At 75.6% G+C, this 20,879-nt stretch carries 17 protein-coding genes; 7 read left to right on the top strand and 10 right to left on the bottom strand.

Going from position 1 to position 20,879, the window contains the following annotated elements; translation table 11 throughout:
- Positions 1-2,787 carry a LuxR C-terminal-related transcriptional regulator gene (locus tag CO540_RS27020; RefSeq protein WP_099164119.1) on the bottom strand — a complete coding sequence of 929 codons (2,787 nt, stop codon included), beginning with the start codon at positions 2,785-2,787 and terminating at the stop codon, positions 1-3.
- A 162-nt stretch (positions 2,788-2,949) separates the two neighbouring features.
- On the opposite strand from CO540_RS27020, the gene CO540_RS27015 reads away from it, so the two are divergent.
- The 5 genes from CO540_RS27015 (at position 2,950) to serS (ending at position 8,206) form a co-directional block, all read left to right on the top strand.
- Positions 2,950-3,375, top strand: coding sequence for a hypothetical protein (locus tag CO540_RS27015; protein WP_091572498.1), 426 nt, complete (start codon positions 2,950-2,952; stop codon positions 3,373-3,375).
- Positions 3,372-4,508 carry an alcohol dehydrogenase catalytic domain-containing protein gene (locus CO540_RS27010; protein WP_099164118.1) on the top strand — a complete coding sequence of 379 codons (1,137 nt, stop codon included), beginning with the start codon at positions 3,372-3,374 and terminating at the stop codon, positions 4,506-4,508. Before CO540_RS27015 ends, CO540_RS27010 begins: the two co-directional genes overlap by 4 nt.
- Before the next feature lie 31 nt (positions 4,509-4,539).
- A complete protein-coding gene (locus CO540_RS27005) occupies positions 4,540-5,721 on the top strand; it encodes a trans-acting enoyl reductase family protein (RefSeq protein ID WP_099164117.1) in 1,182 nt (393 codons plus the stop codon).
- A 25-nt stretch (positions 5,722-5,746) separates the two neighbouring features.
- Positions 5,747-6,838 (top strand): MerR family transcriptional regulator, encoded by a 1,092-nt coding sequence (locus CO540_RS27000; protein ID WP_099164116.1) that lies wholly within the window; start codon positions 5,747-5,749, stop codon positions 6,836-6,838.
- An 84-nt stretch (positions 6,839-6,922) separates the two neighbouring features.
- Entirely contained in the window at positions 6,923-8,206 is a 1,284-nt protein-coding gene (gene serS, locus CO540_RS26995) for a serine--tRNA ligase (protein ID WP_099164115.1), read from the top strand.
- On the opposite strand, the gene CO540_RS26990 is transcribed toward serS, so the two are convergent.
- The 4 genes from CO540_RS26990 to CO540_RS26975 are packed head-to-tail and all read right to left on the bottom strand — an operon-like array spanning position 8,193 to position 12,950.
- Positions 8,193-9,140, bottom strand: a complete 948-nt coding sequence (locus CO540_RS26990) for a cytochrome c biogenesis CcdA family protein (RefSeq protein WP_099164114.1) — start codon at positions 9,138-9,140, stop codon at positions 8,193-8,195. The two genes, serS and CO540_RS26990, sit on opposite strands and share 14 nt — an antisense overlap.
- Positions 9,137-9,748: a redoxin domain-containing protein gene (locus tag CO540_RS26985; protein WP_099164113.1), complete on the bottom strand. Its 612-nt coding sequence runs from the start codon at positions 9,746-9,748 to the stop codon at positions 9,137-9,139. The genes CO540_RS26990 and CO540_RS26985 overlap by 4 nt, the downstream gene beginning before the upstream one ends.
- Before the next feature lie 20 nt (positions 9,749-9,768).
- Positions 9,769-11,235 carry an NADH-quinone oxidoreductase subunit NuoF family protein gene (locus tag CO540_RS26980; protein ID WP_099164112.1) on the bottom strand — a complete coding sequence of 489 codons (1,467 nt, stop codon included), beginning with the start codon at positions 11,233-11,235 and terminating at the stop codon, positions 9,769-9,771.
- Positions 11,232-12,950 carry a ferric reductase-like transmembrane domain-containing protein gene (locus CO540_RS26975; protein ID WP_099164111.1) on the bottom strand — a complete coding sequence of 573 codons (1,719 nt, stop codon included), beginning with the start codon at positions 12,948-12,950 and terminating at the stop codon, positions 11,232-11,234. Before CO540_RS26975 ends, CO540_RS26980 begins: the two co-directional genes overlap by 4 nt.
- Before the next feature lie 297 nt (positions 12,951-13,247).
- Here CO540_RS26975 and CO540_RS26970 point away from each other — a divergent pair, with 297 nt between their 5' ends.
- Positions 13,248-14,693, top strand: coding sequence for an alpha-amylase family protein (locus tag CO540_RS26970; RefSeq protein ID WP_099164110.1), 1,446 nt, complete (start codon positions 13,248-13,250; stop codon positions 14,691-14,693).
- Between the two features lie 67 nt (positions 14,694-14,760).
- A complete protein-coding gene (locus tag CO540_RS26965) occupies positions 14,761-15,651 on the top strand; it encodes a L,D-transpeptidase (protein WP_099164109.1) in 891 nt (296 codons plus the stop codon).
- A gap of 94 nt (positions 15,652-15,745) precedes the next feature.
- Here CO540_RS26965 and CO540_RS26960 read toward each other — a convergent pair whose 3' ends face one another.
- The 5 genes from CO540_RS26960 to CO540_RS26940 form a co-directional block, all read right to left on the bottom strand.
- Positions 15,746-16,366: a response regulator gene (locus tag CO540_RS26960; protein WP_091572455.1), complete on the bottom strand. Its 621-nt coding sequence runs from the start codon at positions 16,364-16,366 to the stop codon at positions 15,746-15,748.
- Positions 16,363-17,508: a sensor histidine kinase gene (locus tag CO540_RS26955; RefSeq protein ID WP_157779182.1), complete on the bottom strand. Its 1,146-nt coding sequence runs from the start codon at positions 17,506-17,508 to the stop codon at positions 16,363-16,365. Before CO540_RS26955 ends, CO540_RS26960 begins: the two co-directional genes overlap by 4 nt.
- 21 nt (positions 17,509-17,529) lie before the next feature.
- Positions 17,530-18,333, bottom strand: coding sequence for an ABC transporter permease (locus CO540_RS26950; protein ID WP_099164107.1), 804 nt, complete (start codon positions 18,331-18,333; stop codon positions 17,530-17,532).
- A 25-nt stretch (positions 18,334-18,358) separates the two neighbouring features.
- Entirely contained in the window at positions 18,359-19,246 is an 888-nt protein-coding gene (locus CO540_RS26945; protein WP_099164964.1) for an ABC transporter ATP-binding protein, read from the bottom strand.
- Positions 19,247-19,359: 113 nt separating this feature from the next.
- Entirely contained in the window at positions 19,360-20,805 is a 1,446-nt protein-coding gene (locus CO540_RS26940; protein ID WP_099164106.1) for an MFS transporter, read from the bottom strand.
- Between the last annotated feature and the right edge of the window lie 74 nt (positions 20,806-20,879).

The following is a 20,879-nucleotide window of genomic DNA, read 5'->3' as shown; positions in this document are numbered from 1 at the left end:
TCAGATCAACCGCAGCTCGCGCGCCCGTCGGACGGCCTCCCGCCGGCGGGTCGCGTCGAGCTTGCGGTAGATGTTGCGGACGTGCGTCTTGACGGTGTTGACCGACAGCGACAGCTCGGCGGCGATCTCCACGTTGGACAGGATGCTCTGCAGGTAGCGCAGGATGGTCAGCTCCCGCTCGGTGAGCGGCTCGTCCAGGGCCCGCGCCGAGGCGTCCGGCGTCGCCTCGGGCCGGTGCGCGTCCACGTCGCGGACCAGGTCGCTCACCGTCGCCCAGTAGGCCGTCCCGGAATCCAGGTGCGTGGCGAGCAGGTCGCGGACGTCCGGCTCGGCCCGGGTGAACACGCGCCGGCAGCCCTCCGGCTCGGCCAGCGCCAGCACCTCCTCCAGCAGCCGTCCGGCCCGCCGCCCGTCGCCGGCCGACCCGGCCGACGCCGCCTCCAGCAGCCCGGCGCCCAGCCGCACGGGCAGCGGCCAGTCCGCCGCCTCGGGCGCGGTCCAGTCGGGCAACGCCCGCTCGGCCCCGCGGGCGTCGCCGGCCCGCAGCCGCAGCCGGGCGGACGCCAGCGCCAGCGCGGGATCGGGTGATCCGCCGTCGCCGACCACGTCCAGCAGCGCGCGGGCGCCCTCCAGGTCACCGACCGCCGCGCGGAGCTGGGCCTCGGCGGCGGCCAGCCACGCGCCCAGCTCCGGCCCGGGCGCCCCGGCCCGGGCGGCGGCGAGGGTACGCAGCGCCGCCGCCGGCTCCCCGCCGTCGGCCAGCAACCCGGCCCGGCAGAGCGCGGCCAGCGCCGCCGCACCGGGCTCCGCGCCCGCCGGCCCGGCCAACGCCAGGTGCGCGGCGGCCTCCGCCGGCCGGTCCCGCTGCCAGCAGACCAGCGCCAACGCCAGGTACGCGTGGCCGCAGTCCCGTCGGGACGACCAGCCCTGGCAGGGCGGCATCGCCAGCGCATCCCGGGCGTGCTCCTCGGCGGCCCGCAACGCGCCCCGGGCCGCCTCCAGCAGCGCCGAGCGGCTGGCGCAGAGCAGCTCGATCCGGGGCCGGCCGGCCCGCCGCGCCGCCACGAGCGCCGTCCCGAGCCGCGCGCCCGCCGTCGTCAACGCCCCCTCGGCCAGCGCCACCAGTCCCAGCGCGGCATCGGCGACAGCCCGTACGTCGTCCTCCTCGCCGTTCCCGGCGTGCGGGTCGGCGGCGGGCACCCCGACCCCGGGCGCGCCGGCCTCGGGCCTGCCGACCGGGGTTCCGACGGTGGTGCGCAGGCGGTCGGCGGCCCGGCGTACCTCCTCGTGGTCGCCGGCGAGCCGGGCCAGGCCCAGCTCCACCGCGGCGGCCAGCCGCCGGAACCGGTCCCGACGGGGTTCCGGCAGGTCGACCGCGTGCGCGACCGCCCGCCGCAACTGCCCGTCCGCGGCGGCCGGGTCCCCGGCGTACGCCCGCTCGGCCGCCGCGGCCAGCGCCAGCTCGGGATCCCGCCGCACCGCCTCGGCCGGCGGCTCGGGCGGGGCCGGGGCGGCGGGGGCCGGGGCCGGCTCGTCCGGGGCCAGCTCGGGCCAGCGCGTCAGCAGCAGCGTGGTGGCGTCGTCCCACTCGGCGGCGGCCAGCGCGTGGCGCAGCGCCTCGGCCGGTCGGCCGTGGGCCGCGCACCAGCCGGCCGCCCGCCGGTGCAGCTCGCGCACCTCCTCGGCGGGGAGCCGGTCCAGTTCGTCGCGGAGCAGGTCGGCCAGCAGCGGGTGCGGCCGGTACCAGGGCGGCTCGCCGCCGTCGCGCTGGACGAAACCGCCCTCCCGGGCCGCCTCGGCGAGCAGGTGCCCGGCGTCGGCCCGGCCGGTCAGCGCGGCGGCGAGGTCGGCGCGGACCGCGACCGTCACCGCGCAGCGGCGCAGGACGTCGCGGGCGGCCGGGTCCAGCGGCGTGAGCACCTCGTCGCGCAGGTACGCGGCGACGTCCGGCTGGTCGCCGCCGAAGCGCTCCACCGCGCGGGCGGGGTCGGCCCCGGCGCCCAGCGACAGCGCGGCGAAACGCAGCCCCGCCGGCCAGCCGGCGGTCCGCTCGGCGAGCCGGGGCACCGCCTCGGGCGGCACCGGCACCCCGTGCGCGACCAGCAGATCGGCGACCTCGTCGGTGCGGAACGCCAGCTCGTCCGGACCGATCGTGGTGAGGTCACCGGCCAGCCGCCAGCGGTGCAGGGCCAGCGGCGGCTCGTGCCGGGCGCCGGCCACCAGCCGCAGCCGCCCGTCGCCGTGGCGGAGCAGGAACTCCAGCCCGGCCAGCGCCGCCGGGTCGGTCACCCGGTGCAGGTCGTCCAGGACCAGCAGCACCGGCCGCTCCCGCGTGGCGAGCGCGGCGGCGAGCGTCTCGAGCTGCTCCGGCCGGGGCGGCGCGTCCGGCACCGGCGGCGGCCCCTCGTCCGGCTCCTCGGCGACGGCCGCGCGCAGCGCGGCGGCCAGGTACGCCCAGAGCCGCCCGGTGGTGTCGCCCTCCGCCACGGTCACCCAGACCGGCGCCGGGCCGTCCCGCTCCCCGCGCGCCCAACCGGACAGCACCGTCGTCTTGCCCCAGCCGGCCGGGGCCAGGACCAGCGTGACCGGCCCGCCCGCGCCCCGCTCCAGCCGGTCCAGCAGGCGTGGGCGGAGCACCACCGGCTCGGGCGGCACGGGTGGGGTCAGCCGGGACGCCAGCAGCGGCGCGGCGGCGTCGGTGGTGAGCGGTTCCGGCGTACCGAAGACCTCCGTCGTGGCGTCGGTCGGCGCGGTGGCGAACCGGACCTGGTCGGCCTCCTCCGGCATGCGTCCCCTCCCCCGTCGGCACGGGGGGCGGTTACCCGGACCGGACCGGTTCACCCCTTCGGGGCGAACCCGCCTCACCCGGACCACCCCCACCCTGGGGGTACGCGGGCGGCCGGCCATCCAGCTCCGGCCGCCCGGCGACCCACGACCTCGGGAGGGCAGGTGGCGCGGACCGGACGGTGGGCCGGCGGCGCGCTCGCGCTGGCGGCCGGTGGCGCGAACGTCCTGGCGCGTCGGCGCGCACGCCGGCCCGGCACGGACCCTCGGCCCGGGCGCTGGCAGGTGGTGACCGTGACCGGTCGGCCCGACCAGGTGCTGCCACCCGGGCGGTGGCCCGAGCCGTTGCGTCGGCTCGACGGCGCGGTGGAGGTCCACGCGCGTCCGGCCCCGGGTGGACGCGGCACCGAACTGGCGGTACGCCCGCTGGGCGGGGAGCCGACGCTGCCCGGGTTCGCCGCGCACCTGGTCGGCGATGACCCGGGCCGGTTCCTGCGCCAGGTGCTGCGGGAGACGAAGCAGCTCCTGGAGACCGGGGAGGTGCTGCGGGCGGACCGCTCGCCGCTGGACCGGCCCGGGGCCGCCGGGTGAGGGCGCTCTGCTGGGAGGGCGCGGACGCGCTCGCGGTGCGCCGGGTCCCCGACCCCGAGCTGCGCAACGCCCACGACATGATCGTCCGGGTACGTCGCAGCGTGACCTGCGGCGGCGACCTGCCGCTGCTGGCCGGGCGGATACCGGAGGCGGCCGCCGGCGAGGTGCTCGGCCACGAGTTCGTCGGCGACGTGGTCGAGGTCGGGCCGGACGTGCGGCGACACCGGGTCGCGGACCGGGTGGTGGTCGGCGCGTCGGTGGCCTGCGGGGCGTGCTGGTTCTGTCGGCAGGGTCTGCTGGCCTGCTGCGACAACGGGACGTCCGGCGGGGCGGCCGAGCCGGAGTGGGGTCCGCCCACCGCCGGCTGCTACGGCCGGCCGGCCCGGCTCGGCGGTTTCGCCGGTGGTCACGCCGAGTTCGTCCGGGTGCCGTACGCCGACGTGGGCGCGTTCGCCGTACCCGCGGGCGTGGACGACGACCGGGCGGTGTTCGCCGCGGACGCCGCCCCGTCCGCCTGGCACGGGGCGGAGCTGGGCGGCATCGGCCCCGGCGACGTGGTCGCCGTCTGGGGCGCGGGCGCGGTGGGCCAGCTCACCGCCGGGGCGGCAGTGGCGCGCGGCGCGGCCCGGGTGGTCGTGGTCGACGAGCACGACGACCGGCTGCGGATGGTGACCCGGAATCCGGGCGTCGAGGCGCTCAACCACCGGTACGTGGACGTCCTCGCCGAGCTGCGGGAACGCAGCGGCGGCCGGGGACCGGACGTGTGCGTGGACGCGGCGGGTCCGCCGGCCGGGCCGACGCGGTGGCCGACCGGCGAGCCGGACGGCGGGGTGGCGCTGCGCGAGGCGGTGCACGCCTGCCGCAAGGGCGGCACGGTGGTGGTGCTCGACGGCGGGGCCGGGTTCGTCGACCGGTTCCCGGTCGGCGCGGTGGCGGAGAAGGGTCTGGTGGTGCGCGGCGGCCGACGCGCCGGGCCCGGCGCCATCCCCGAGCTGCTGGACCGGATGGCCCGGGACGAGCTGGTGACCGAGCACCTGGCCACCCACCGGCTGCCGCTGGAGCGGGGCGCCGACGGGTACGCGTTGTTCCGGGACCGGGCCGACGGCTGCGTCCGGGTGGTCTTCACCCCGTGATCCGGGCGGGCGCGGATGGCACACTCGGCGGATGCGCGCAGACCGTCCGTACGACCTCGTCCTGTTCGGCGCCACCGGCTTCACCGGCGGCCTGACCGCGGAGTACCTGGCCCGGCACGCGCCGGACCGGCTGCGCTGGGCGCTCGCCGGGCGCAACCCGGCCAAGCTCGCCGCCGTCCGCGACCGGCTGGCCGCGATCGACCCCGGCCTGGCGGACCTGCCCCTGCTCACCGCGGACGTGACCGACCCGGCGTCGCTGCGGGCGGTGGCGGAGAGCGCCCGGGTGGTCGCCAGCACCGTCGGCCCGTACGTGCACCACGGCGCCCCGCTGGTGGCCGCCTGCGCCGGCGCCGGCACCGACTACCTCGACATCACCGGCGAGCCGGAGTTCGTCGACCTCATGTACGTGCGGCACCACGCCGAGGCGGTGCGCACCGGCGCGCGCCTGGTGCACGCCTGCGGCTTCGACTCGATCCCGCACGACCTGGGCGTCTGGTACACGGTCAAGCAGCTTCCCACCGACGGCCCGGTCACGGTGGACGGCTACGTGCGGGCCGGTGGCCGCTTCTCCGCCGGCACGTACCACTCGGCGCTGACCGCGTTCGCCCGCACCGGCGAGGCGAGCCGGGCGGCCCGGGCCCGCCGGGCGGTGGAGCCGCGACCGGAGGGGCGGCGGGTGCGGGCGGTGCCCGGCAAGGTGGGCCGGGTCCGCGAGTTCGACCAGTGGGCGGTCCCGCTGCCCACCATCGACCCGCAGGTCGTCCGCCGGTCCGCGGCGGCCCGCCCGGAGTACGGCCCGGACTTCCGCTACCGGCACTTCGCGGCGGTGAAGCGGCTGCCCACCGTGCTGGTGGCCGGTGCCGGCCTGGCCGGTGTGCTCGGGCTGGTCAAGGTGCCGCCGACCCGACGCTGGCTGCTCGGTCGGCTCGCCTCCGGCCAGGGGCCGAGCGCCGAGCAGCGGGCGAAGTCCTGGTTCCGGGTGCGGTTCGTGGGCGCCGGCGGCGGCCGGCGGGTGGTGACCGAGGTGGCCGGCGGCGACCCCGGCTACGACGAGACCGCCAAGATGCTCGCCGAGTCGGCGCTCTGCCTGGCGTTCGACGACCTGCCGGAGACCGCCGGCCAGGTCACCCCGGTGGCCGCGATGGGCGACGCGTTGCTGGACCGGCTGGTCCGGGCCGGGATCACGTTCCGCACCCTGCCCGAGGGACGTTGACCCTCGACCTGGTCGAGGTCACAGGATGACGGCCGTGGAGAGCGAACTTCGCAGCATCGGTGAGCTGGCCCGGGCCAGCGGGTTGACGATCAGCGCCCTGCGGTTCTACGACCGTTCCGGGGTGCTGACGCCGGCCCGGGTGGACCCGGTGACCGGCTACCGCTGGTACACCGGCGACCAGGTGGCGCCGGCGCGCCTGGTGGCCGGGCTGCGGCGGGTCGGCATGCCGCTGGCCGGGATCGCCGAGGCGCTGCGGCACCGGCACCGGCCGGCCGAGGTGCACCGCCTGCTCGACGCGCACCTGCGGCGGCTGGAGGACGGCCTCACCGACGCGCGACGCGAGCTCTCCCGGATCCGTCGACTGATCGACCCGGAGGAGACCACCGTGACCACCCGACTCGTGCTGTCCCGCGCCGCCCTGTCCGAGGCGGTGGACGCCGTACGCTTCGCCGTCGGCGCCGATCCGGAGCTGCCGGCCCTGTCCGGCGTGCTGCTGGCGGTCGAGCCGGACGGCGTGCACCTGTCCGCCACCGACCGGTTCCGGATGGCCGTGGCCCGGGTCGACGCCACGGTCGACGGTCCGCCGGTGACCGCGCTGCTGCCGGTGGCCGCCGTCGACGAACTGCGCGCCGCGCTGGACACCGACGCCGGGCCGACCGTGGCGGCCGAGGTCGCCGCGGACCGGGTGACCGTCTCGGTCGGGGACCGGCCGGTGACCGCCGTCCCGCTGCCGTACGACTTCCCGGACGTCCGCCGGCTGCTGCGCGCGCGGGTCGGCGACGCGCCCGCGTACCGGATCCCGGTGGACGGCGCGGCGCTGCGCGCGGCGCTCACCGCGGCCGACGTCCCGGTCTGTCACCGGGCGCACGACGGGGTCGCGCACGAGGTGGTGGCCCTGGGCCTGGACGGCCGGGGCGAGCTGCGCCTGGTCGACCCGGAGGCCGCGCCGGTCGCGGACGGGTTGCGGGTCGGGGTGAACCGGGAGTACCTGCTCGACGCGCTGGACGCCGGCGGCGGGCAGCTCGTGCTGGAGCTGGACGGGCCGATCACCCCGCTGGCGGTGCGCCGGGCCGACGACGCGCACGCGTTCTCCGTCCTCATGCCCGTGCGCCTGTAGACCGGGCGGGCCCGGGCCGGCGGGGCCGCGACGGTAGCATCTGGGGGTCCCACCTGACTGCCTGGACGGAGGCGTACGAGCAGCATGCTCGACATGGAGTTGATCCGGAAGGATCGCGAGGCGGTGGCGACCGCGCTGGCGAAGCGTCTGGATCCCGCCGAGGTCACCCGGGCGCTGGACGACATCCAGCGGCTCGACCAGGAACGACGCGCGCTGATCACGGAGATCGACGCCGAGCGGCAGCGCCGCAAGGCCGAGGCGCGCGCGTACGCGGAGGCGAAGCGGTCCGGCACCACGCCGCAGCCGGTCGCCCCGGAGGCCGAGCGCAAGCAGCTCGCGGAGCTGGAGTCCCAGCTCGACGAGGTGCAGTCCCGGCTCCGCTCGGCGATGAGCGAGCTGCCCAACCTGCCCGCCGACGACGTGGTCGCCGGGGGCAAGGAGGCCAACCGGGTGGTGCGGACGTTCGGTGAGCCGCCGGCCATCGAGAAGGTGCGCGACCACGTGGAGCTGAGCCGCGCGCTCGGCCTGGTCGACCACGAGCGGGGCGTGAAGCTCGGCGGCTCGGGCTTCTGGATGTACACCGGCATGGGCGCCCGGCTGGAGTGGGCGCTGGTCAACTGGCTGATCGAGCAGAACATCCAGGCCGGCTACGAGTTCCTGCTCCCGCCGCACCTGCTGCTGGACACCGCCGGCTTCGCCGCCGGGCAGTTCCCGAAGTTCTACGACGACGTCTACCACCTGGACCGGCAGTCGGCCCCGCGCGGGCAGTTCCTGCTGCCCACGTCGGAGACGGCGATCCTCGGCGCCTACCAGGACGAGATCCTGGAGACGGGCCGGCTGCCGGTCAAGGCGTTCGCCTACACCCCGTGCTACCGCCGCGAGGCGGCCGGCTCGCACTCGGACGAGCGCGGCACGGTGCGCGGCCACCAGTTCAACAAGGTGGAGATCTTCCAGTTCACGCTGCCGGAGCAGGCGGGCGAGGCGCTGGAGGCGATGGTCGGGCACGTCGAGGGCCTGGTCGACAAGCTCGGTCTGCACTTCCAGACCAGCCTGCTCGCCGCCGGTGACGCGAGCGCCTCGATGAAGAAGACGCTCGACGTCGAGGTGTGGATGCCGAGCACCGGCAAGTACAAGGAGGTGTCTTCGGTCTCCTGGGCCGGTGACTACCAGGCCCGCCGGGCGGCCATCCGCTACCGCGAGCCGGGCGCGAAGCAGACCCGGTTCGTGCACACGCTCAACGGTTCGGCGCTGGCCACCAGCCGGCTGTTCCCGGCCATCCTGGAGCAGTGCCAGCAGCCCGACGGCTCGGTCGTGGTCCCCGAGGTGCTGCGCGACAAGCTCGGCACCGACCGCCTCACCCCGCGCTGACCCGCCCCCGCTCCCCCGCCCCCACCTCTCCCCCGCGATCTTGCACTTCCGGCCCGTGAGAAGTCCGCTTCACCCCTTCCGCCCGGGCACCAACTGCAAGATCGCGGGGGCGGGGGCGGCGGGTGAGGGTGGTGAGGAGGAGCAGCAGGGTCAGGAGGGCCGTGAGGACGGCGGGGCCCAGAGTGTCGACGGCGCCCACCAGTGCCTGCTGCGCCCGGGCGGCGGTGCGGATCACCGGGTCGGTGAAGGCGTCGCGGCGGCCCAGGGCGAGGCGCACCTCGTACCAGCCGTACCAGGCGACGTAACCGCCGGCGACCAGCAGCACCAGGCCGCTCAGGCGCGGCGCCCACGCGCCGGCGCCGCGCAGCCCGGCCACCACCCGCCCGCGCAGCAACGCCACGGCCAGCGCGGCCACACCGACCACCAGGGCCATCCCGAGGGCGTACGCGCCGAACAGCGCCAGCCCGCGCAGCGGCGACCCGGCCCGCAGGCTGGTCACCACGATCGCCAGGAACGGCGCGATGGCGCAGGTCAGCGACGTGAGCGCGTACGCCGCGCCGAACAGTGCCATGGACGGCCAGGTGCGGGTGAGCCGGGGCGCGGTGGTGAACGGACGGGGCGCGGGCAACCGCCGGCCGGCGAGCAGCCAGCAGCCGGCCAGCGCCAGGAGCACGCCGAGGGTCACGGTCAGCCAGGGCAACCGGGGCCGCAGCCAGTCCGCCGCCGGCGCCACGGCCAGCCCGAACGCGCCGAAGACCAGCACGTACCCGAGGGTCAGCCCGGCCGTCGCGGTGAGCGCGCGGCCGACCGCGCCGCGGCCGTCGCCGGGACCGGCCACCAGCAACGACAGGTACGCGGGCAGCATCGCGAAGCCGCACGGGTTGACCGCGCCGAGCATGCCGGCGGTCAGCGCGAGCAGCAGCGCGCCGGTCATCCCCGGGCCAGCGTCTCGACCTGCCGGGTGAGCGACTCGCCGTCGAGGAAGCCCTGGTGGACCACCTTGCCGTCCCGGTCGAGGATGACGAACGTGCTCTGCTCGACCACCTTGAAGCGGCGCCACACCGCGCCGGCGCGGTCGTCGAGCTGCGGGGTGCCGGCCAGGTCGAACTCGGTGACGAACTCCTTCATCGCCTTCTGTTGGCCGAGCCCGGCGACGCCGACGATCGGCACCGTGTCCCGGTAGGTCGGGGCGATCTCGGCGACGGTCCACGCCTGGCTGGCGCAGGTGGCGCACCAGGGGGCCCAGAACCAGAGCACCACCGGCCGCCCGGCCAGGGCGGCGGCGGAGAACGCCGTACCGTCGAGGGTCTTCGCGTCGAACGCCAGCGTCCTCGGCACCCGGGCCGGCGCGGTCGGCGACGGGGCGGTCGACGACGGGCCGGCCGACGCGCTCGCGGCGGTCGTCGGCGCGGCGGCGGACGGGGCGGCCACCGCACCGACCGACGCGGTCCGCTCGGGACCGACCGCGCAGGCCGCCGTGGCGGTGAGCGTGGCGGCCAGCACGGCGGCGGCCCCGAGACGACGAACGGTGGGTGATGCCATCGACGCTCCTGACGTGGTCGTCACTCCGCCTTGACCAGCCGGAGCGCGAGTTCGGGACAGACCTTGACCGCCTTGAGCGCGCCCTCGCGCAGCCAGGTCGGCACCGGGGTGGCGGGGAAGGCGGGGAAGCCGTTGCCGTCGAGCCGGATGAAGTCCGGCACCACGTGCGCGCAGAGTCCGTGCCCGTCGCAGCGGGACCAGTCCAGGGTGAGCTTCTGCGGGTTGCCGTCGGGCGCGCCGGGCAGGCCCATCGTGCCCTTGACCCGTTTGCCGCAGCCCTCCCCAGTGGCGTGCAGCCGCAGGTCGTCGGCGAACACCTCCATGGCGGAGAGCGCGAACCGGGCGGTGCCGTCCGGATGGCTGCACGCGCCGCGCCCCTTCACGTCGCCGGCGGCGGCCCGGACGAGCTCGACCGGGGCGCTGCCGGAGACGGCGAGGTCGACGGAGCGGGCCAGGTCGGGCAGCCCCATCTTGCACGGGCCGCACTGCCCGGCGGACTCACCGGCCAGGTAGCGGACCACCTGGGCGGCCTCACCCAACGGGCAGGTGTCGATGCCGAGCGGCACGATGATGCCGGCGCCGAGCGTGCCGCCCACCGCGGCCAGTCCCTTGCGGGAGACCTCGGCCCGCTCCGCCGCCTCGGCGGTGATCCACTTGCCGTGGTAGCCGCCCATCAGGATGCCCGGCCCGGGCGGCACCTCGCACAGGTCGAGGATCTCGCGCAGCGGGGTGCCGGCCGCGCACTCCACCACGGCCGGCCGCTTCGCCGATCCGGTGACGGTGAGCAGCACGGTGCCCGGCTCGTCGTCGGTGCCGAGCGCGGCGTACTCGTACGGGCCGATCCGGGCGGCGACCGCGAGCTGGGCGTACGTCTCGGCGTTGGAGAGCAGGGTGGGCAGCCCGCCGACGCCGGAGTCGCTGGAGCGCTTCTTGGTGCCGGGCGGGATGTGCGGCAGGCCGTTGATGCCGTTGACCAGCGCGCCGCCCTCACCGGAGATGAACCGGTGCGGCACGGTGACGATGGTGGTCGGCACCGGCATCCGCCGCTCCTGCAACGCCTCGGTCAGCGAGGGCCGGCCCACGTCGTCGTCGGCCACCCCGATCACGATCTCGTCGGCGTCCAGCGCGAACGCGGCCAGCGCGGCGCCGTCCAGGACGAGGTGCGGCGCCCGGGTGAGCAGCACCTTGTCCTTCCAGCTGGCCGGCTCGCCCTCGCTGGCGTTGACCACCACCACGGCGGACAGGTTCTGCCGCTCGCAGGACTCCAGCACCGCGCGCAGCTTGCGGGCGAACGGGAAGCCCGCGCCGCCCTTGCCCTTGAGGTCGATCGCCTCGGCGAGCCGCAGCAGCGCCGCCGGCTCCATCGGACCGATCGGGCCGTGCACCTCCTCGTGGGCGAGCAGGTCGAGCCGGCCGAACTCGGCGAAGCCGGCGGTCAGGCGGGGTTCACCGACGCAGGCGACCGGGGGGACGGTCGTCCGCATCATCGGGCCTCACCCCGCAGCCCGGCCCAGTACGCGCCGTCGACCGCGTCCGCGTCGGCCCGCTTGCGCCGGCCGGAACGGCTCTCCTTGGTGGCCCGCAGGGCCCGGCGGGAGGCCAGGTCGACAAGCGTGGGGGTGTCGTCGACGAACTCGTCGTCGGCGGCGTAGCGGGCCGGCGGGCGCCAGTAGTCCGGCTCCTCCGGCACGTCCTCCTCGTCCCGGTAGCGCCGTCCGGAACCGCTGCGCGGCTCAGCGGTGACCGGGGTGCCGGAGATCGGTCCGGCCGAGATCGGCTCGCCGGAGACCGGGCGGCTCTCCCAGCGGCGCGGGCTGTCCCACGGCTCCTCCGCCTCGTCCGTCGGACGCGGCGGGGCCGAGTAGCGGGCCACCTCGGCGGGGGTGGCGTACCGGCCGCTGTCCGGCGGGGCCGAGTGGCGTCCGCCGGTGTCCGGCGGGGCGGAGTGCCGGCCGCCGCTCTCCGGCGGGGCCGAGTACTGCGCGACCATGTCCTCGTCGGCCCGGGACCGGCGGCTCACCCGCTCCTCGTCGTCCCGGCGGCGGCGACGGGACCGCTCCCCGTCCCGCCGGCCGACCGGCTCCAACTCCTCGGTGTTCCGCCGGACGGCGGGCACCCGCTCGGAGTCCCGGCCGCGGCGTACCGGCTCGCGCTCGTCGTCCCCGCGCCGCGAGGTGCGCCGCGCGGCCGGGACCTCCTGCGTCCGGACGCGGCGTTCCGGCGCGTCCGTCTCCCCGCCGCGCCGCCGGGCGGCGGCCGCGCGCACCGGCTCGCGCAGCGATCCGGGTTCCGGCACCACCGGTACGGCGAACCGCTCGGGGTCCCGCCGGCGGGCGGTGCCGGCCGGCGCGGTCCAGGTGGCGGTCGCCTCGGCCCAGCGGCCCCGGCCGGCGCCGCTCTCGTCCTTGTCGGCGGCCTTCTTGCGGCCGAGCGCGGCGAACACGCCGGTGCGCTCCTCGCCCTTGCCCGCCATCGCCTTGTTCAGCGCGGCGGCCTGGTGCTGCTCGCGGCTGCGCTTGCCGAGGTGGACGGAGACGCGCACCAGCAGTGCCATCACCACGAGCAGCACGCAGGCGAGGTAGCTGAGCACCACCCAACCGGCCGCCGTCCGGCCCGCGTTGAGCCCGTGCAGCAGCGCGAACGGCCAGGACACGTACGCCATCGAGTGCAGCGCCCGCCAGAACCACTTCGGACCGACGCCGGCGAACCGGACCCGGATCAGGCCGGTCCAGAGCACGCTGACCATCAGCAGCGCGGCGACGGTGCCGAGCCCGACGTAGAGGCCGCTGCCGCCGACGAACGGCACCACCGCGTCGGTGGGCCCGGCCCGCCCGATCGCGATCTTGGTGATGACGTGGAACAGCAGCCCGGCCACGCCGAGCACGCCGGTGGCGCGGTGCGCCGACTGGAGCAGCACCCGGTGCCGAATGAGCAGCACCAGCCGGTCGGTGGCGAGCAGCCCCAGCATCACGGTGAGGCTCAGTGAGACCAGGGCGACCACCCCGGCGAAGAACTCGGTGAAGAAGAATCCGTACGAGTACATGAGGCCGCCGGCGCCGGCGAGCTCGACACCCGCCCACGTGAGGCCGAGCGCGGAGGCGGTCAGCGCCACCATCGCGGACTTCGACATGGTCCGGACACCACGGCTGGTGGTGGTGGTCCGGACGGTCATCGCCTTCTCGTTCTGCTGTGCCCGGGCCATCTGCTCCTCGATCGTCTCGCGGCGGCGCCCCCACCGGCCGACCCTGCTCCCACCTCAGGTACGGAGCGACGCCCCGGACGGATCACCTCCGGTAAGGAATTTCTCGGCCGATTCCTCGAACCGTCCCGACCGGGCGCGCGTGTAGCACCCAACGCAACGACGGATGCCCATGCATTGACAGTCCTTGCAACACACTCGTAACCTTGCGGAAAATTTCAGCGCCGGTTGCAAGAAGCCGGCACTGACGCCCTCCCCAGGCTCCACTCCCCCGCACCCCCGCACCCCGCAGGAGTCCTGATGCATCGACGCCGATGCCGCGCCGCGGCCCTCGTCCTGGGCCTGGCCGCGAGCCTGCTCGTCCCGACCACAGTGGCGGCTCCCCCGGCCGCCGCCGCGACCCCCGGAAGCAAGAAGGTCATCGTCCAGCTCTTCGAGTGGAACTGGACGTCGGTGGCCAGCGAGTGCACCAGCACGCTCGGCCCCAAGGGCTACGGCTACGTCCAGGTGTCCCCGCCGCAGGAACACGTCAACAGCAGCCCGTGGTGGGTGTCCTACCAGCCGGTCAGCTACCGGATCGAGTCCCGCAAGGGCACCCGGGCCCAGTTCCAGTCCATGGTGAACACCTGCCACAACGCCGGCGTCAAGGTGATCGTCGACGCCGTGGTCAACCACATGTCCGGGCAGGAGAACGGCGGCACCGGCTGGGCCGGGACGTCGTACGGCCACTACAACTACCCGGGCGTCTACTCGTCGCAGGACTTCCACTACTGCGGCCGCAACGGCAACAACGACATCGCCAACTACAACGACCGGTACGAGGTGCAGAACTGCGAGCTGGTCAACCTCGCCGACCTCAAGACCGAGTCGGACTACGTCCGCACCCGGCTGGCCACGTACCTCAACGACCTGCTCTCGCTCGGCGTCGACGGGTTCCGGCTGGACGGCAGCAAGCACATGCCGGCCGCCGACATCGCGGCGATCAAGGCCAAGCTGTCCCGGCCGGCGTACCTGGTGCAGGAGGTCATCTACGGCGCGGGTGAGCCGGTCCAGCCGACCGAGTACACCGGCAACGGCGACGTGCACGAGTTCCGGTACGGCAAGGACCTGGCCCGGATGTTCAACAACGAGCGGCTGGCGTACCTGCGCAACTTCGGCGAGTCCTGGGGCTACCTGTCGAGCGCGAAGGCGGTGGTCTTCACCGACAACCACGACACCCAGCGCGAGGGCGGCGTGCTCACCTACCGCGACCGCGGCGAGTACGCCCTGGCCAACGCCTTCATGCTGGCCTGGCCGTACGGCACCCCGGCGGTGATGTCGAGCTTCACGTACTCCGGTCGGGACCAGGGTCCCCCGTCGGACGGCAGCAACAAGGTCACCAACACCACCTGCTACTCGGGCTGGGAGTGCGAGCACCGCTGGCCGGTCATCGCCAACATGGTCGGCTTCCGCAACGCCACCGAAGGCGCCGGCGTCACCAACTGGTACGACAACGGCTACCAGCACATCGCGTTCAGCCGGGCCGGCAAGGGCTACCTGACCGTCAACGACGAGGACTCCGCGATCAGCGGCCGGTCGTACTACACCGGCCTGCCGGCCGGACGCTACTGCGACGTCATCCACGGCACGTTCAGCAACGGCTCGTGCAGCGGACCGGTGATCACCGTGGACTCGGCGGGCTGGTTCGCGGCCACCGTCAACGCGCACGACGCGATCGCCATCCACGTCGGCGCGAAACTGAGCTGACCTCACCCGGAAGCCCCCGTGCCGCACTTCGCGGTACGGGGGCTTCCGTTCGGTTACAGTCAGTTTCGTGCTGTTCGACCGGTTCTCCGCGCGCCGGCCTCCCGGCTGGCTGCTCGCCGCGCTCGGCGTACCGCTGCTGCTGGTCGTCGCGCTGCTGGTGGGCCGCGCGCTCACCGCCGGCGCTCCGCCGCCCGCGCCGACCGTCGCCGCGCCGCCGACGTCCCCGACGGCCTCACCGAGCCCGTCGCCGCTGGAGTCCGTCCCGCCCGCCGCGCCCGCACCGACCGACCTCCCGGTGATCACCTACGACCCGGCGCCCCGCGGCTTCCCGGCCGATCCGGCCCCGGCCGACACCAGCCCGCTCGGCGAAGGGCTGCGCCCGGACCGGAACGTGGCCGCCTACGACGCGCCCGGCGGACGGCCGCTGGCCTTCCTCGCCCCGACCATCAGCGGGGTCCGGCTGACCGTGCCGATCGTCGAACGCCGGGCCGGCTGGACCGCGGTGCTGCTCCCCTCGGCCAACCGCACCGTCGGCTGGCTGCCGTCCGGCGGCTGGACCACCGTGGCGCTGCGCGACCAGATCGTGGTGGAGCGCCGCACGCACCGGCTCACCTGGAACCGGGACGGGCGTGCGGTGCGCTCCTGGCCGGTCAGCCTCGGCATGTCCGGCCAGCTCACCCCGCTCGGTCGCACGTTCGTGCTGGGTCGCACCCCACCCCCGCAGGACGTCTACGGCGGCGTCGACATCTTCGCCCTCGGCGCGATCCCCGACGACCCGGACGCGGTGCCGACCGGGTTGCGCGGCGCCCACATCGGACTGCACAGCTGGTACAACGACGACACGCTCGGCGAGAACGTCACCAACGGCTGCATCCGGCTGACCCGCAGCGCCCAGCGCCAACTCCTCGCCGAACTGGAACCCGGCACCGGCCTCGTGGTCGTCGACCGCCTCCCCTGACCGCCCGGCCGTGCAAGGAAGGGCCCCTTCTTAACACTCCCTGTTAAGAAGGGGCCCTTCCTCTACCGGAGGCGTTAATAGGGGGCCCTTCCTTCTACCCGAGCAGCCAGCCGTTGGCCTCGGCGACCCGGACGGCGTCGGCGCGGTTGCGGGCGCCGGTCTTGCCGATGGCGGACGAGAGGTGGTTGCGGACCGTCCCCTCGGACAGGTGCAGCGTCGCGGCCAGCTCGGCCACCGTGCCGCCGCCCCGGGCCGTGCGCAGCACCTCGGTCTCCCGCTCGGTGAGCGGACTCGACCCGGTGGCCAGCGTCTCGGCGGCCAGCGTCGGGTCGACCACCCGCAGGCCGGCGTGCACCCGGCGCACCGCGTCGGCGAGCTGCCGGGCCGGGGTGTCCTTGACCACGAAGCCGTTCGCGCCCGCCTCCATCGCCCGGCGCAGGTAGCCGGGCCGACCGAACGTGGTCACCACCAGCACCCGGCAGGCGGGCAGCGCGCCGCGCAGCGCGGCCGCGGCGGCCACCCCGTCCAGGCCGGGCATCTCCACGTCGAGCAACGCCACGTCGGGGCGGGTACGCAGCGCCTCCGGCACCACCTCGTCGCCCCGGCTCACCTCGGCCACCACGGTCAGGTCCGGCTCCAGCGACAGCAGCGCGGCCAGCGCGCCGCGCACCAGCGCCTGGTCGTCGGCGAGCAGCAGTCGGATCGGCTCGGTCACCCGCGGTCCCTCCCGTTCGTGTCCGGCACCGCGACCCGGAGCAGGAAACCGCGCCCGCCGGGCGCTCGGGCCACCGTCACGGTCGCGTCCAACCGGGCCGCCCGCTCCCGCAGCCCGACCAGGCCGTGCCCGGCGCCCGCCGATTCTCCGGCCGGTCCCCGACCGTCGTCGCGGACCTCCACCGCCGCCGGGTCCACCCGGATCACACAGCGCCGCGCGCCGCTGTGCCGCACCGCGTTCGTCACCCCCTCGCGGACCGTCCAGCCGAACAGCTCGTCCCGGTCCGTCGGCAGCTCCGGCACCGTCTCCGGCAGCTCCGCGACGATGCCCGCGGCGGCCAGCGCCGACCGGGCTCCGGCCAGTTCGGACGCCAGGTCCACCCCGCGGTACGCCCCGACGGTGCCCCGCACGTCGGCCAGCGCCTCCCGGGCCAGCCGCTCCACGTCGGCGATCTCGGTCGCCGCCCGGGCCGGGTCCAGCTCCAGCAGCCGGCCGGCCAGCTCGGCCTTGACCGCCACCACGGTCAGCGAGTGCCCGAGGATGTCGTGCAGGTCGCGGGCCGTCCGCGCGCGTTCCTCGGCCACCGCGAGCCGGCGGATCTCCTGCTGCGCGGCCTGGAGTTCGGCGTTGCGCTGGGCCAGCCGGCTCACGCCGAACATGGCGAACGAGGCGAGCAGCACCGCGAAGACGACGGTGCTCTCCGCCTCCCAGCCCGGCACGAGGCGCGAGGTCACCGGCGGGGTCGCGGCGGCCAGCGCCACCACGACCAGCGACTCCACCGGCGGCAGCAGGAACACCGCGGCGGCGGCCACGAAGACCAGCGTGGCCAGCCAGTCGCCGCCGGTGCCCGGGATGCCGACCAGGCCGAGCGCGAGCAGCAGCGCGATCAGCAGCCGGGCCCGTCCCGGCGGGACCGGGCGGTGCTGCTGCCGGCAGGCCCGACCCCACTCGAAGATCAGCACGTACGCGACGCCGAAGGCGATGACCGAGGCGAGCCCGAGCACCCGCCGCCACAGCTCCGGCTGGTGCAGGGCGGTGACGAACGGGATGTTGAGGAAGAAGAGCCAGACCGCCGCGAGCAGCCAGCCGGTGAACCGCCAGTGGCGGTTCACCGGCCGGACCCGGTCGGGCGTCGACGTCACGCCGACCACGCTAGACCCCGCTCAGACCCGGGTGGTGTCCCGGCGGAACAGCCGGGCCGCGCCGAGGCCGAAGAACGCGGTCCAGGCGGCCACGTTGGCGACCGCCGCCCAGTCCACCCCGGTGCCGGTCAGCGGCGCGCGGGCGAGCTGACCGACCCCGTACACCGGGGTGAACGTGGCGATCTGCCGCATCACGTCGGGCAGCAGATCGAGGGGAACGAACAGGCCGCCCAGCATGGCCAGGATGGCCAGCGCCGGGCCCATGAACTGCATGACGTTCTCGGCCGGGGCGAGGTAGCCGACGAAGAGGCCGAACGCGGCGAAGACCAGCGAGCCGATCCAGGCGGTGAGGCCGGACTCCAACCAGACGTGCGCCGGCAGCCGGACTCCGGAGGCGGCGCCGACGGCGAACTCGACGAGCACGCCGAGCAGCCCGAGCACCATCGCGGTGGCCACCTTGGTCGCCACGTACGCGGCGGGACGCAACGGGGTCAGCCGCAGCTGCCGGCTCCAGCCCAGCGCGCGCTCGGTGGCCACGGCGGCGCCGGCGCTGGTGGTGGCGACCATGGCCGCGTACACGGCCAGGCTGATCATGATCCAACCGGTGACCGGCAGGCCGTTGTCCAGCTTCTCGCCGCGCGAGGGCAGTCCGAACAGGAGGAAGAACACCGCCGGCATGACCAGGATGAACATCAGCGTGCGACGGTTGCGCAGCACCCGGCGGATCTCGATGGCGAGCACCGGGGTGCAGAAGCCACCGAGCGCGGGGGGCCGGCGGTCGGCCCGGCGGGGCTCGGTGGTGGTGGGCGAGGAGGTGGCGGTCATGGCGATGCTCCCGGGAAGGTCGGTGTCAGGCGGCGGTGAGGGCGAGGAACGCGTCCTCGAGGTTGCGGGAGGTGATCTCCAGGTTCCGGGCGTCGGTCCGGGTCAGCAGGTGCCGGGCGACCACGTCGGAGTCCTCGCTGTGCACCAGGATCGCGTCGCCGCGTACCTCGACCGAGCGCACGCCGGGCAGCGCGGCGAGCGCGGCCTGGTCGGCGCCGGGCAGCGTGGCCCGCACCACCCGGCCGGCGGCCAGGTTCTTGATCTCCGCGGTGGTCCCGTCGGCCACCACCCGCCCCTGGCGGACCAGCACGATCCGGTCCGCGTACGCGTCCGCCTCGTCCAGGTAGTGGGTGGCGAACAGGACGGTACGGCCGGAGCGGGCGTCGGCCCGGATCGCCTGCCAGAAGTCGCGCCGCCCCTCGACGTCCATGCCGGTGGTCGGCTCGTCCAGCACCATCAGGTCCGGATCCGGCAGCAGCGCCAGCGCGAACCGCAGTCGCTGCTGCTGGCCGCCCGAGCACCGACCCACCGGCCGGTCGGCGATCTCGGCGATGCCGGCCCGCTCCAGCACCTCGGTGACCGGTCGGGTGTGGCCGTAGAAGTGCGCGGTCATCCGTACCGTCTCGGTGACGGTGAGGTCCTTGAGCAGGCCGCCGGTCTGCATCACGGCGGCGACCCGGCCGAGCCGGACGGCGTCGGCCGGGGTGCCGCCGAAGAGCCGGACGGCGCCCGCGTCCGGGCGGGCCAGCCCGAGCAGCATGTCCACCGTGGTGGTCTTGCCGGCGCCGTTGGGGCCGAGGAAGGCCACCACCTCACCGGGGGTGATCCGCAGGCTGAGCCCGTCGACGGCGGTCACCGGGCCGAAGGTCTTGGTGAGTCCGGCCAGTTCGACGGCCGGTGCGGTGTCGGTCATGTCCACGATGCTCCGGCCCGCGACGCACCGGACCCGGGAGCAGCCGTCACCTTCCGCCCGTGACATTTGTCAGGGCGGCCCGGGCGGCAGGGCCGCCACCCGGGCGCGCCTGGTCAGTGTGCGACGCCCTCGCGGGCGCGGCGGGGCAGCAGGAACGCGCCGGCGATCGTCACCAGCAGCAGGCCCAGCTCCGCGACGAGGGTGACCCGCACGGCGTGGCCGACCCCCGCCGTCGCGACGTCGAAGAAGACGGTGCCGAGCAGGGCCACGCCGAGCGCGCCGCCGAGCTGCTGGACGGCGGTGAGCGTGCCGGAGGCCGAGCCGGTCTCCTCCTCGTCCACCCCGGAGAGCACGATGTCGAAGAAGGGCGCCATCACCAGCCCCATCCCGAAGCCGACCGCGAGCAGCGCGGGCGTCAGCCGCCACGGGGTGACGTCGTCGCCGACCAGACGCAGGGTGAGCAGCATCCCGGCCACGCCGGCCACCACCACCCCCAGGCCGAGGTGGATCAGCCGCCGGCCGAGACGCCGCGCCAGGCCGGCGCCGGCCAGCACGAACGCGAGCACCATGCCGAGCGCCTGCGGGACCGAGGCCAGGCCGGTGCGCAGCGGTGACCAGCCCAGGCCGAGCTGGAGATAGAGGCTGAACACCAGCGAGAAGCCGGTCAGCGCGGTGAAGAACGCCAGGCCCGCGACCAGCCCGCCGGTGAACGCGCGGCGACGGAACAGCGTCGGCACGACCAGCGGGTCGCGGCCGGCGCGCTGGCGGGCCAGCTCGTAGCGGGCGAAGAGCGCGAGGACCAGGACCGCGCCGACCGGCATGGCCAGCGTCCACCAGGGCCAGCCCAGTTCCCGTCCCTGCACCAGTGGATGGACCAGCAGCACCGCGCCGAGCGAGACGAGCAGGACGCCGGGCAGGTCGAGGCGGGTGGCCCGGGTGGCCCGGGACTCGGGCAGGAAGCAGAGCGCGCCGAGCGCGGCGAGCAGGCCGAGCGGCACGTTGATCAGGAAGATGGCCCGCCAGCCGGTGCCGGCCAGGTCGGCGTCGACCAACCACCCGGCCAGGATCGGACCGCCGACCGCGGAGAGGCCCATCACCGGGCCGAAGGCGCCGAAGGCGGCGGCCAGCTCGTCGGCGGAGAACATTTCCTTGATCAGGCCGAGCCCCTGCGGGAGGAGCAGGGCGCCGAAGAGGCCCTGCACGACGCGGGCGGCGATCAGCGTGCCGGGGCCGGCGGCCAGCGCGCACAGGGCCGAGGCGGCGGTGAAGCCGAGCACCCCGACCAGGAACATCCGGCGCCGGCCGTACAGGTCGCCGAGCCGGCCGCCGGTGACCAGGCCGACGGCCATGGCCAGGGTGTAGCCGGCGCCGAGCCACTGGATGACGGCGGGCGAGCCGCCGAGGTCTGCCCGGATCGCCGGGCCGGCGAGGTTGGTGACCAGCACGTCGAGCAGGTCCATCACCTCGGCACTGAGGATCACCGCGAGCGCGATCCAGCGCCAGCGGTGGCCGGTGGTGGGCGCGCCCGCCCGCTCCGGCGTCACGGTTTCGGTGGTCATGGCTCCCCCGATCGAGTCGAACAGTGTTCGCTGTCGAACACCGTTCTAGCAACGAACGGCGTTCGCGGCAAGTA

It is taken from the genome of Micromonospora sp. WMMA2032 (assembly GCF_002688545.1).
Classification (GTDB): domain Bacteria; phylum Actinomycetota; class Actinomycetes; order Mycobacteriales; family Micromonosporaceae; genus Micromonospora; species Micromonospora sediminicola.
The sequence above is the reverse complement of the archived record's forward strand: the minus strand, read 5'-3'. Positions and strand labels throughout refer to the sequence as shown.